Origin of the sequence: Tannerella forsythia (genome assembly GCF_001006485.1) — a bacterium.
Lineage (GTDB): Bacteria > Bacteroidota > Bacteroidia > Bacteroidales > Tannerellaceae > Tannerella > Tannerella forsythia.
In genome coordinates this window covers 19524-32475 of record NZ_JUET01000035.1, presented here as the reverse complement: position 1 = coordinate 32475, position 12952 = coordinate 19524, and the positions used below count along the sequence as shown (strand labels likewise).

Annotated in this window: 14 protein-coding genes; 10 read left to right on the top strand and 4 right to left on the bottom strand. The window is 46.1% G+C overall.

What is annotated here, in order from left to right; all coding sequences use genetic code 11:
• Positions 1-15 precede the first annotated feature (15 nt).
• The 9 genes from hpdC (at position 16) to Tanf_RS01620 (ending at position 8025) form a co-directional block, all read left to right on the top strand.
• Positions 16-279, top strand: a complete 264-nt coding sequence (gene hpdC / locus Tanf_RS01660) for a 4-hydroxyphenylacetate decarboxylase small subunit (protein WP_014223609.1) — start codon at positions 16-18, stop codon at positions 277-279.
• Between the two features lie 81 nt (positions 280-360).
• On the top strand, positions 361-1635 hold the full coding sequence (locus tag Tanf_RS01655) for an MFS transporter (protein ID WP_046824670.1): 1275 nt from the start codon (positions 361-363) through the stop codon (positions 1633-1635).
• Between the two features lie 101 nt (positions 1636-1736).
• On the top strand, positions 1737-2690 hold the full coding sequence (locus Tanf_RS01650) for a glycyl-radical enzyme activating protein (RefSeq protein WP_014223611.1): 954 nt from the start codon (positions 1737-1739) through the stop codon (positions 2688-2690).
• Between the two features lie 219 nt (positions 2691-2909).
• Positions 2910-3839, top strand: a complete 930-nt coding sequence (locus tag Tanf_RS01645; RefSeq protein WP_046824669.1) for an RluA family pseudouridine synthase — start codon at positions 2910-2912, stop codon at positions 3837-3839.
• 58 nt (positions 3840-3897) lie between these two features.
• Complete coding sequence (locus tag Tanf_RS01640; protein WP_041590512.1) at positions 3898-4281, top strand: co-chaperone GroES; 384 nt, start codon at positions 3898-3900, stop codon at positions 4279-4281.
• A gap of 15 nt (positions 4282-4296) precedes the next feature.
• A complete protein-coding gene (locus Tanf_RS01635) occupies positions 4297-5109 on the top strand; it encodes a sulfide/dihydroorotate dehydrogenase-like FAD/NAD-binding protein (protein WP_046824668.1) in 813 nt (270 codons plus the stop codon).
• Positions 5106-6605, top strand: a complete 1500-nt coding sequence (gene gltA, locus Tanf_RS01630) for an NADPH-dependent glutamate synthase (RefSeq protein ID WP_046824667.1) — start codon at positions 5106-5108, stop codon at positions 6603-6605. The genes Tanf_RS01635 and gltA overlap by 4 nt, the downstream gene beginning before the upstream one ends.
• A gap of 106 nt (positions 6606-6711) precedes the next feature.
• The gene (locus Tanf_RS01625; RefSeq protein ID WP_014223614.1) at positions 6712-7146 is read left to right on the top strand and encodes a copper resistance protein NlpE; all 435 of its coding nucleotides are present in this window, start codon (positions 6712-6714) and stop codon (positions 7144-7146) included.
• Positions 7147-7398: 252 nt separating this feature from the next.
• Positions 7399-8025 (top strand): NUDIX hydrolase N-terminal domain-containing protein, encoded by a 627-nt coding sequence (locus Tanf_RS01620; protein ID WP_014223616.1) that lies wholly within the window; start codon positions 7399-7401, stop codon positions 8023-8025.
• On the opposite strand, the gene mscL is transcribed toward Tanf_RS01620, so the two are convergent.
• From mscL to Tanf_RS01600, 4 genes are all read right to left on the bottom strand, one after another.
• Positions 8022-8438, bottom strand: a complete 417-nt coding sequence (mscL, locus tag Tanf_RS01615) for a large-conductance mechanosensitive channel protein MscL (protein WP_046824666.1) — start codon at positions 8436-8438, stop codon at positions 8022-8024. The genes Tanf_RS01620 and mscL overlap by 4 nt on opposite strands.
• Before the next feature lie 60 nt (positions 8439-8498).
• A complete protein-coding gene (nhaA, locus tag Tanf_RS01610; RefSeq protein ID WP_046824665.1) occupies positions 8499-9857 on the bottom strand; it encodes a Na+/H+ antiporter NhaA in 1359 nt (452 codons plus the stop codon).
• A 178-nt stretch (positions 9858-10035) separates the two neighbouring features.
• Positions 10036-10785: a LytR/AlgR family response regulator transcription factor gene (locus Tanf_RS01605; RefSeq protein ID WP_014223619.1), complete on the bottom strand. Its 750-nt coding sequence runs from the start codon at positions 10783-10785 to the stop codon at positions 10036-10038.
• A complete protein-coding gene (locus Tanf_RS01600; protein ID WP_046824664.1) occupies positions 10773-11792 on the bottom strand; it encodes a sensor histidine kinase in 1020 nt (339 codons plus the stop codon). Before Tanf_RS01600 ends, Tanf_RS01605 begins: the two co-directional genes overlap by 13 nt.
• Positions 11793-11966: 174 nt before the next feature.
• Here Tanf_RS01600 and Tanf_RS01595 point away from each other — a divergent pair, with 174 nt between their 5' ends.
• On the top strand, positions 11967-12938 hold the full coding sequence (locus Tanf_RS01595) for a hypothetical protein (protein WP_041590514.1): 972 nt from the start codon (positions 11967-11969) through the stop codon (positions 12936-12938).
• Positions 12939-12952: the final 14 nt, after the last annotated feature.

Here is a 12952-nt window from a genome sequence, read left to right as displayed (position 1 = left end):
TAAAAAATAAAAATCATGGAAGAAAGAATTTATAAAAACAGTCTGAATTATATTCCTATTGATGTAGCGAAAGGAATTGATCGGCGTACCGGTAAGCGTGTCAATGCGGATGATGTAGATCCCAATTACGAACGAATGCCCAAGTGCATGCATTGCGTGAATTTCACCCTCAATCAAGAAAAAATAGGATTGGGAATCTGTCGGATGGGTAAGGAATTTATTGCTTATCCCGATATGGCAGCAGTTACTTGTACGGGATACAAGGAGCGGGGAGCATAACAGACCAAGATATAGGGAGAACCAAACTCTCCCTATATTTTTTACCTGTTCAATAATTTATTAACTTTAAATAAATCAACTATGGAATTATCAAATAAATCCAAAAGGTATGGTTTGATGGTTGTAGGCGCTTCGTGGTTAGCCGTATTCTGCCTGTTCGGATACAGAGCGACGTTTGCCATGCTGAAAGAGCCTATGGCTGCAGAATTAGGATGGACACAGGCCGAGGTGACCCTCGGATATTCTCTCATGATGACAGTCTATGCTATTGTGGCATTCTTCGCCGGAATGATCTTAGACAAATGGGGTACCAAGCCGGTATATGCCATTGCTGCGATATTCGGAGGATTAGGGTTTTATCTAACCAGCTTGATAAGCATTCATTGGGCCTATCTTTTTACGTTTGGTGTTCTTGCCGGTATAGCAACCGGTATGCTTTGGGTTACGTCTACCGTTTCGGTACGGAAATGGTATGTCGGAAAAACGTACGGTACGATGTGGGGTATCGCATTTGCCGGAGCCCCGATGGCACAATGGTTACTTGCCGAAGTGGTGAAAGCCTCGACAAGCAATAACTATACATGGCGCGCGACGATGGTGATACTTGCTGTGATTATTTTCGCCTTACTTGTATTAGCCGTAATACTGGCCAAAAGGAATCCGGAACATTATGGTCTTAAGCCCCACGGGGAATTGCCGGCTTCAGCCGCAGGAAACGTACTTGTCGAAAAAGACTGGACGGTAAAAGACGCCTACTCCAAATATCCGATTTGGGGAGCTATTCTGATGTTTCTCACCAGTATGATGGCCGAATTTCTGATCTGGACACAAGTCGTCAGTTTCTGGGTAAAAGATAAAGGATGGAGTGATGCCAGCGCTATTAATGTTTATAAAACAATCGGTATCATCGGCATCTTCAGCATGCCGTTGTTGGGTATTTTCGGAGACAAGATCGTAGAGAAAGTAAAAAACGAAGTCAAAGGACGAAAAATCATGCTTATTATAGGTCCGCTGGTAGGTCTGATTGCCTGCTTGTTCTTATTGGCATGCGAAAGCAAAATAACGTTTGTCGCCTACTTGGCCGCTGCCATTTTCGCCATTTACTGGGCCATCGTGCCAGGAGGTGTCGTCGGGTATACCGGATCGATCTACGGACGGAAGACGCTCGGCAAAATATGGGGGTTGGCAACGTTAATCGTCATGGGAATAGGCCCATTCCTCGGGTCTTTTATCGGCGGATGGCTGAAAGATTTGAGTGGTAGTTATACGTATTCGATATACTATGCTATCGGCTCATTTGTGCTATCTGCCATATTGGCCGTTTCGTTGCCGATGACCGTTAAACCGCCTAAATAACAAATCAAAACAGGAGGTCATTCAGGATTGCGGTTGTTCCACAACAGTAACAGCCGCAATTCAATATTGAAAGTATCATAAACACAAACAATTCATATCTAATGCTGATGGAGAATAAAGAAAAAGAAGTAAAAGGGTTAATTTTTAGCATTCAGTCATATTCGGTTCACGATGGTCCGGGAACAAGAACTACGGTGTTCTTAAACGGTTGCCCATTGATGTGTAAATGGTGTTGCAATCCGGAGGGTTTATTCAGGTATCCGGTCATGTTACATAGCCATGCGAAATGTAAAAAATGCGGAGCCTGTATTCAGGTGTGTCCTTATCATGCCATATCAATCGGTGAAGACCACGAGCCGATCTTTGATCGTTCGATATGCGACACCTGCACGACGATCGAATGTGTGGAAGCCTGTCTGCATGAAGGAAATTCTATTTCAGGCAAATATTATACGATTGATGAGCTGATTCATCGTTTGGATCGCGACCGTCCTTATTGGGGCGACCATGGCGGTGTGACATTTAGCGGCGGAGAACCTTTGCTGCAAAAAGATTTTATCCTTCCCATGTTAATGGCATGTAAAGAACACTATATGCATGTCTGTATTGAAACCACGGCATGTGTCAACTCGGCTCATTGGCTTGAGGTGATCCGGTACGTCGATTGGATTTTCACAGACATCAAGCACATGAATCCGGAGAAACATAAACAAATGGTAGGAGTGGAGAATCAGCAGATATTAAAAAACATCGAACTGTTAGCTATGCAACAGGAGTGGCAAGGTATTGTTGTTCCACGTATCCCCGTCATACCCGATTTTAACGATGATGATGAAAATATCATCCGGACAGCAGAATTTGTCCGCGACATCGGGTTGGAAGTCATTAACATTCTACCTTTTCACCGATGGGGAGAATCCAAATATCGGCAGTTGGGCAAAAAATATCTCTTCGATGAACAGGAAAGTCCTGCCGAAGAACGAATGGAACATCTCAGGTCATTGATTGAAAACAAAGGTTTACTTTGTTATATTGGCTATAAGACCCCTTTCTAACGAACATAAGCAATTGTTCGATAATCAATTATATCCATGCCATAAAGCAGCAAGGCAGTTAAAGCATAAAAAAAGAATACAAAGCACGATACTTATACGACCCTGCTACATTACAACATATTACATATCAAACCATCCAATCTCATGATAAAAAGACCCGATCTCCACCTCATTCACGGATAAATGTATAACTTTGGCGGCTCTAAAAAGAAAGTAAAAATGACATCACAGTGGAAATACGGTCGTGGCGACCGCCCGTCGTCCAACAACAAAACACTGCCGCGCGGGCAACGTGCAACGGTCAGACAAGACGCCGCCTTGCTTTCTTACCTCTTCGACCTGCTCAAAGACCGCAGCAAAAGCTCGGTTAAAAGTCTGCTCAAACACGGGCGAATATGGGTCAACGGTAACGTTAAAACACACTTCGACACGCCTTTGCATCCGGGTGATGAGGTATTGATCAGCCATGAGCGCGCCAAGACGACATTCAATAATCCTTATCTCCGCATTGTTTGGGAGGACGAATCGCTCATCGTGGTTGAGAAGAAAGACGGGTTGTTGTCTGTCTCCGAATCGCAGGCACAGGAGCGTACAGCTTACGCTTTCCTGTCGGGATATGTGCGCGAGCAGGATCCGCGCAATCGGATTTTCGTGCTTCATCGTTTAGACCGGGGGACGTCGGGACTGATGATGTTTGCACGTAACAAAGGCGTACAGGAGAAACTGCGCAACGACTGGTCGACCATGATTACACGCCGCTCGTACGTAGCCGTGGTCGAAGGCAGACCTGACCCTGTGCAGGGCAGGCTTGTCTCCTACTTGGCCGAAAACAGCCGTATGAAAGTGTTCTGCACCGATGCTTCGCGGGGCAAGGAGGCCGTGATGCATTATCGCGTATTGCAGAGCAACAACCGTTACTCGCTTGTGGAGTTCGAGTTGGAGACGGGCCGCAAGAATCAGATACGCGCCCAAATGGAAGAGGCCGGCTATCCGGTCGCAGGCGACCCGAAATACGGAGCAATGACCGATCCGGCCGAACGGCTCTTGCTGCATGCTTTCAGACTCTCATTCATCCATCCGGTAACAGGACGTGAGATTGCTTTCGAAACGCCCATCCCATCGGCCTTTCGCGCATTGGTAAAGGATTAATTTGGCGTCTTTGCATATATATATTACTTTTGCATCTGTTATAAAATAAAGAAAAGAAATGCAACTGTCAATAGACCATAAAGCGTTTGACAAGTTTTTGATGGTAGGAGATAAGGTATTGGTCAAGCCCACTAACCCGCAGGTAAAAACCAGATCGGGTTTGTTACTTCCTCCCTTGGTACAGGAAGGAGAAAAGTTACAGACAGGCTACGTTATTCGTATTGGCCCGGGTTATCCTCTACCCTTGCCTACCGACGAAGATGAGCCATGGAAAAAGAAAGACGAGAAAAACACTTACCTGCCTTTGCAAGCCAAAGAAGGAGATTTAGCCGTTTATCTGCAAAGTTCGGCTTACGAAGTCCGTCTGAACGACGAGAAATACCTGATCCTGCCGCATTCGGCCATTCTGATGTTAGTCAGAGACAAAGAACTATTTGAATAACAAACGGAAAATATCATGAACAAAATTGTAAGTAAAGAGTATTTTTCTCCTCACGTGGTGAAGTTGGAGGTAGAAGCTCCACTGATTGCACGTTCGCGTAAGGCAGGACATTTTGTAATTGTCCGCGTAGGTAAAAAAGGAGAACGTATTCCGCTGACGATTGCAGCCTCCGATACGTCGAAAGGTACGATTACGCTGGTCGTTCAAGCCGTCGGCCGTTCGTCAAAAAAACTGTGCGAGCTGAATACCGGTGAATCGATTACAGACTTAGTCGGTCCATTGGGACAGGCCACGCATATCGAAAAGGTCGGGACCGTGGTCTGTGCCGGCGGAGGAGTTGGGGTTGCCCCCTTGCTTCCTATCGTCGAAGCTTTTCATCGTGCCGGAAACCGCGTGATCGTCGTCTTGGCTGCACGAACAAAAGAGTTGGTTATTCTGGAAAAACAGATGCGCGCCTGTTCCGACGAAGTCCTGATCATGACCGATGACGGATCATACGGAACAAAAGGATTGGTGACAAACGGCGTCGAATCGGTAATCAACCGTGAACCGGTCAATTTGTGTGTGACCATCGGCCCGGCCATCATGATGAAATTTGTCTCCGAGCTGACTAAGAAATATCAGGTACCGACGGTGGCCTCACTGAATACGATCATGGTAGACGGAACAGGCATGTGCGGTGCCTGCCGTGTGACCGTCGGCGGACAGACAAAGTTCGTCTGTGTCGACGGGCCTGAATTCGACGCACATCAAGTCGATTTCGACGAAATGATGATGCGTTTAAATGCTTATAAAGGAATCGATAAGAAACAACCGGAATCCGTATGACAACAGAAGAACTCATAGCTCTGCGGCGTGCCGAGCCCTGGAGAGAAGCTTTGCGCAAAACGAAGAAAAGCAAAGAACGCACCGATATTTCGCGTGTACGGATGAATGAGCTTAATGCCGACTACCGTAGCGGCAATCATGAAGAAGTCAACCTCGGACTTACTGCCGACCAAGCCATGCAGGAAGCACAACGATGTCTCGACTGCCCCAATCCCACATGCATGAGCGGATGTCCGGTCAGCATCAACATCCCTACATTTATTAAATATATCGAAGCGGGCGACTTCTTGAAGGCAGCCCAAACGCTGAAAGAAACGAGCAGCCTGCCGGCTGTCTGCGGTCGTGTCTGCCCGCAAGAAAAACAATGTGAGGCACAGTGTGTACATCTGAAGATGAAAAAAGAACCCGTAGCCATCGGTTATCTTGAACGCTTCGCGGCGGATTACGAACGAGAGAGCGGTCAGGCGTCGATTCCGGAGATGATGCCGGCCAACGGAATACGCATCGCCGTCGTCGGTTCCGGGCCTGCCGGACTCTCGTTTGCCGGCGACATGGCCAAGCGCGGATATGAAGTTACCGTGTTCGAAGCATTGCACGAGATCGGCGGCGTATTGAAATACGGAATTCCGGAGTTCCGTCTTCCTAACCGAATCGTCGAATTTGAAATCGACGGTCTGCGGCGCATGGGCGTTCACTTCATCACAAACTGCATCGTAGGAAAAACTATCAGCTACGATGATCTCCATGCCGACGGTTTCAAAGGTATTTTTGTGGCCAGTGGCGCCGGCTTGCCGAATTTTATGAATATCCCGGGCGAGAACCTGATCGGGGTTATGTCATCGAACGAGTATCTGACGCGCGTCAATCTGATGCATGCGGCATCCGAAGATTCCGATACGCCGGTATTGCAGGGTAAACGCGTAGCGGTGATCGGCGGAGGAAATACGGCGATGGACTCGGTACGTACAGCACGTCGTTTAGGTGCTTCGCGTGCCATGATCGTCTACCGTCGCAGCGAAGAAGAAATGCCTGCCCGACTGGAAGAAGTAAAGCATGCCAAAGAAGAAGGAATCGAATTTCTGACACTGCACAACCCGATTGAATATCTGGGCGACGAAAACGGGCGGGTGAGACAGATGCGCCTGCAGAAGATGGAGCTGGGAGAACCCGATGCCTCCGGACGCCGCCGCCCCGTAGCGATCGAAGGCGCTGTAGAAACGATCGAAGTCGATGAGGTCATTGTCAGCGTGGGAGTATCTCCGAATCCGTTAATCCCAAGAGCCTTCGGAGGCCTGGAGATTTCGTCGAAAGGCACGATCATCGTTGGCGAAGACGATATGCGCTCTTCTCTGCCCGATGTGTATGCCGGAGGCGATATTGTTCGTGGCGGAGCCACCGTCATCCTTGCCATGGGCGACGGGCGCAGGGCTGCGGACGCCATGGACCGGAAACTCCAAGCACCGGGAACATCCATCAACGCCCCAACGAATACATAGAAATATTAAAAAAATGCAAAAGATGTTCGATTTTAAAAATTCTGCAACCATTTTACCGATCCATCTGTTTATTGTTTTGAATTAACTCAATTGAATATTACATCGTATGAAAAAGAATTTGTTTTTTTGGGGAGTCGCAGCACTCCTGCTTGGACTCGTATCTTGCAAATCCGGTAACAAAAATACGGAAGCCGGCGAGGAAGATCAGACGGTTGAAACCGTACAGGCGCCCGTTTTTGACAAGGCCGGCGTATATTATGGCGTTCTTCCGTGTGCCGATTGCAGCGGTATTGAAACGACCCTTGAACTCATGGGCGATCAGACGTACAAGCTGACGCAAGTTTATCAGGAAAAGGAAGATGGTCGCTTCGAATCATCCGGTACCTTAGCATGGGATGCGGAAAACAGCATCATCACGTTAGGACAGGGAGAAGAAATGACAAAGTGGCTAATCGAAGGCGACAAGGTTACCATGCTTGATAAAGAAGGGAACAGGCCGGCCGGCGAATTAGCCGATCAATACGTGCTTACAAAAAGGTAAGAAAAGAGCATTGATTGAAGTGACTTTTGCACAATGGTTCGCTCTTAATTAGTACCTCAGATGTTTACAAAAGAAAGAGATTTTGTTTTTACCTCTCAAATTAATTTTCTTTGTTTTGGTGAACTGTCTCCGGTGAAAAGAGCAACCGTTCTGTGCAAAAGTACTGTTTGCATGAAAAAGCCTGCTTATACTCAATACAAGATATCTTCATAATTCTTTATACCTGACTTCGTCATTGCATATCCTCCAAATATGGAAAAAGGAAAAGAACTGATTACACTTGCACAACGTATTCGGGCGCTTTCACAAACGGGCTTGGCTTATTCTGCCAATGAATACGAAATCGACCGTTGTCAGGAGTTGATCAAGATAAGCAACCGTATCACCGGCATCGCCGGCGGTATTAAGGAAGAAGAGATTGACGCCTGCTATCTTCCCGCAAAAGAATACGTAACCCCCAAAGTTGACGTCAGAGCTGTCATTTTCAATGAAAAGAATGAGATTTTGCTGGTACGCGAGAAAGCAGACGGTCGTTGGGCTATGCCCGGAGGATGGTCCGACGTAGGTTATACCCCTAAAGAGGTAGCCGTAAAGGAGACAAGGGAAGAAACGGGACTTGATGTACGTGCCGAACGTTTGCTGGCCGTCATAGACAAACGGTGCCATCCGTATCCGGCCGGGCCGTTTTATGTCTATAAAATGTTTATTCTTTGTGAGGTGTTAGGAGGAGTACTGTCCGGTTCGTTCGATATTCTCGATCAAGGCTTTTTCGCATTGGATAACCTGCCGCCGTTATCCTTGGACCGAACGATACCGGAAGACATCCGGATGATGGACGAACTCCGCCATCACCCGGATGCACCGGTATACATGGATTAATTCTTCTTCAACAAATCACGGATTTCCGTCAGAAGTTGTACATCGGCAGGAGGAGCTGCCGGGACTTCCGATGTTTCCTCCTTTTTCTTCTTGAACTTATTCACGGCTTTCAACAGTATAAATATAGCCAACGCAATAATCAAAAAGTCAAAAATAACCTGAATAAAGTTCCCATAGCTGAATGCCACCTCCGGCGAAATCACTTCTTCACCCTGCATGACAGCCTGTTTCAGCACAATCTTCAGATCGGAAAAATTTACTCCCCCGACAAGCAAGCCTAATAACGGCGTCATTAAGTCTGCAACAAAAGAAGAAACTATCTTTCCAAAGGCACCGCCGATCACGATACCCACTGCCATGTCCAACACATTGCCACGCATGGCAAACTCTTTAAACTCTTTAACAAATCCCATGTTCAATACTAATTTAAATTGAATATATACATTGATCGACTTTCGATAAATGTTTCTTTTTTAATCTTCCAAAACCTCTTCCGATCGCTCCTCATGAGGCAAAACACGTTTCAAATACAGGTATCCGCACAATCCCGAGACCAACGATCCGGCAAATATCCCCAGTTTGGCTTCGTTCAGCAATACCGGTCCGATCTCGGGCAATGATGCGAACGAAAGATTCGCAATAAACAAGGAAACGGTAAAACCGATCCCCCCCAGCATTGAAACGCCCAACATTCCTTTTTTGGTGAGGCCTTGCGAAACCGAAACAAGTCTCATTTTCACCGACACATAAACAAACAGGAAAATTCCGACGGTTTTGCCCACAAACAACCCCAGAAAAATTGCAAAAGGTATCCCTAATAAGGCCGAAAGCTCAAATCCTTCGAAATGTACACCCGCATTGACAAATGCAAACAATGGGAGAATAAAATAGCTCACCATCGGATTGAGCCGGTGTACGATTCGTTGCAGCGGACTGACCGTATTGCTGGAAATGCGATGTATATTACTTAAGAGCAATACCTGACCGGAACTCAACACCGAGGATCGACGTGAGTGCTTGACTTGAGAAAAATCCAACAATGCCAGATTTTCCTTCATCTCTCCGGCAAACTCGTCCAGTTTAATCTTTGGTCTGGCCGGTACGGTAAAGGCAACCATCACTCCCGCGATGGAGGGATGAATACCCGATTCTAAGAACAGCAGCCAGACGATAAAACCGCCGACATAGTAAAACAATACATTATTAATATGGAATCGTCCGCCAAGATATAAGCCGCCCAGCAAAACGACCGAGATCAATAAAGGAGACACGGCAATATGACCGCTGTAAAAAAGCGCAATCACAATAATCCCGCCGATATCGTCGACAATGGCCAGCGCAGTCAGGAATATCTTGAGACTTAACGGAACACGTTTCCCGAAAAGTCCCAATGCCGCAAGGGCAAATGCAATATCGGTAGCCATCGGAATGGCTGCTCCATGCGACTCGGGATGTTGATGGCAAACCGCGAAATAAACGAGCACCGGCATAATCATGCCTCCGCAGGCAGCGATCACCGGGAGCAATGCTTTTCTGAAAGAGCTTAATTCACCTACCAAGATTTCTTCTTTGATTTCCAACCCTACGACAAAGAAGAAGATGGCCATCAAGGCATCGTTCACAAAAGCCAACAAGGTCATCGGTTCGCCATGATGTGCAAAAAACACAAAATCACCAAACCGGAAATTGATGGGGAAATCGAGAAGACGGTAATATGCTTCGCCCCACGGCGTATTAGCCAATATAACGGCTGCAAGGGTGGAAAGAAACAGCAACAAGCTCGCATTCGGCTTTTGCACGACAATATGGCTTAACGGTTTTAATTTTATCACGGCTAAATTCTTTTTTTTCGTTAGTAATCAAACAGCTATATAATTTCTGTGCCAAAAATACAAATTTTATTTTAATTACCATTCGTTTAACATAGAAAAAAATCGTATCAAACAGCATCTGTGAGAACCTTGAATACAATGGTGTCCTTTGAAAAGAGATCGATTCTCCGGCCACGGGTCATTTACTCAAAAGTTTGGTATGTATCATACGCACGAACTCTTCCTTACGCGACAATGCGACAGGCAATTCTTTCCCATGAATAAAAAGTCTGTTACCCGACATTTTCTCAACATGAGCAAGGTTCACCAGAAAAGAACGGTGGATGCGAAAAAACGAATGATCGGGAAGAATTGTTTGCAAAGAGGCCATCGTCTGATGAATGATAATAGTCTTGTCTTCAAAATGCAGTTTCAAATAATTCTGCATCCCTTCGATATACAGAATGTCTTCCAACCGAATCCGTCGGAATGAGTCCCCCTGACGAACAAAAGCGTCGGCGTCTGTCTGTCGTTCGCCATATTGCAACATACAACGCGATCGATAGAGTTCCCGAGCTTTCGATGCGGCCTGAAAAAAACGATGAAACGCCACCGGCTTGAGCAGATAATCGACGACGTTCAGCCGATAGCCTTCCAACGCATACTCAGAGTAAGCCGTTGTCAAGATCGTCATTGGAGGATGTTCGAGTGCCTCCAGAAATTCGAGCCCCGAAAGATGAGGCATGTTGACATCGAGAAAGAGCAGATCGATTTCCTTTTCTTTAAGCATTGTTACCGCTTCGATAGCTGAAGAACAAGTACCGGAAATTTGTAGAAAACCGAGCTTGTCGATATAAAGTGCAATACCTTTAATCGCGAGTGCTTCATCGTCGACGATGAGGCATCTCAAAGGAGGATATTCTGCCTTATGAATCGTTATTTCTGCCATAATTCAAGTCGGGAATGATAAACCGTGTCCGTTTCTCTGACCGAGAGGTGGTAATTTCGATGATAAAGAATATCCAGCCTGCGTTTCATATTCTCCAGCCCGAGACCAGAAGTCTTGTTTTTATCGTGCATATCCAATTTTGAGTTTTCCACATCGAGCAAAACGTAATCTCCTTTTTGGGTAAAACAAATTCGGATGTAATTCGGTTTCGAAACAGAACGTGATACATATTTAAACGCGTTTTCAATCAGAACGAATAAGAGCAACGGCGGAATCTGCTTGTCGTTATTCTCTACTTCCCAAACACAGGATACGTGAACCTTATCGCTCCACCGTATTTTTTCGACGGCTACGAAGTTCTTCAGAAAACGTATTTCCTGATCCATCCGTATCCATGTGTTTTGACTGTTATAGAGCTGATAACGGAGTATTTCGGCATACTGAAGCAGTAATGAGGAAGCCAACTCTACATCGGTTTGAATCAGCGTATGGATATGATTCAATATATTGAACATGAAATGCGGGTTAATCTGCGACTGTAAAACATGCAATTGTGTTTCGAGATGAGTCTTCTGCAAGTGGATATGATCGTAAAGAAGCCTCAATCCGCAAAAGCCGAAGTTGATGACCAACACCGAAGGGATGGCGAAAAGAAAATCGACCGTAAAAGAAATATGATTCGTCAGAAGTCGGGAACGGGGGAAGTATCCATGGGTTTCGGCCCATCTCATACATTGAAAGTTGGCAGCCAGCAGGAAAGCGATAAACAACGTGACAGCGGCAAAATGAAGCATAAACCGTTTCAGTTTTTTTCCGTGCATCGCCCTCGAAAACCATCGATTGGTCAGGATAACAGACAAATAAACCGAAGGGATATGTACAAGGAGTAGCAGTGTGGCTGTCAAAAAGGATGACAGATAAACATATTGTATCCAAAGCAGTACGATGATGACCGTCCACGAGATAAAAACAACCTGCCGGTAGTTATTGACGTAGTATTTTTTCATGGCGCAAAGTTAACGATATAACGGACGGGAAAAAGAGAAGAAGAGTGCCATTCGTCAAAAGCAGATAGGGGGTTCGTCAAATAGATTGTACAAAAAGTCTTGCGGTCGATACATTTGCTTGCTCGAAAAGAAAAATATGATTCATGATTGTCAAACAAATAAAAACATAGAAAAATGAAAACAATATGCTCTATCATGCTTGCCTTCGCGTTGATGTGCGGACAAGCTTTCTCCCAGGTCGAAACGGAACGAAAAGCAGGATTTCAGTTCGGTCTTTTCCCGCCGTTGAGTACGAACGGACTGCACTCATATCGTTATACGAATGACGTTTCTCTGAATCTGCTTGTCGGTCTTTCGAAGAATGAAAACGTCCTTACAGTTGGCGGACTGGCCAACGTCGTCACGAACGAGGCGAACGGATTTCAGCTGGCCGGGCTGGTCAATATCGCGGGCAAGGAGAGCCGTGGCGTGCAGTTCGCCGGACTGGCGAACACGTCGAAGCATCACGCAGGCTTTCAGTTTGCAGGAGTAATCAATGTATCAGGCGACGTCAAAGGGATGCAATGGGCGGGACTAGTCAACAAGGCCCGAAACGTAATAGGTGTACAATGGGCAGGATTGATCAACATCGCCGAAAACAGCGATTATCCGATCGGACTGATCAATCTGATCCGCCACGGTGAGAAAAGCATTGCCATCACGTACAACGAAACAGGAAGTGTAGTAACCACTTTCCGTTCGGGGGGCAGATTCCTCTACGGCATTGTCGGAATAGGATATAATCATAAAACATCGGGACGTTCGTATGTGACGGAGGCTGGCTTCGGTGCGCATATCTACTGTCTGTCACGGATAAGAATCCACAACGAGTTGAAACTTTCCTGCTTCGGATATTCCAACAATCCCTTGATTATCGAAAACGATCACCTGCGTCATACAGTCTTCCATATCAGTTATTCAGTGCTTCCAGCCATTCGTTTATCTCCGCACTTCGAACTCTTCGGAGGGCCGAGCCTTTGCTATATGAATGCAGGAAAAACGAACGAAAGACTCGTTTCCTATCGCAATCTCTGGCAACACACCGGCATCTCCCGCTCACAACAGATTTATATCGGTTATCAGGCAGGAATACATTATATTTTTTAGCAAATAGCGACTGT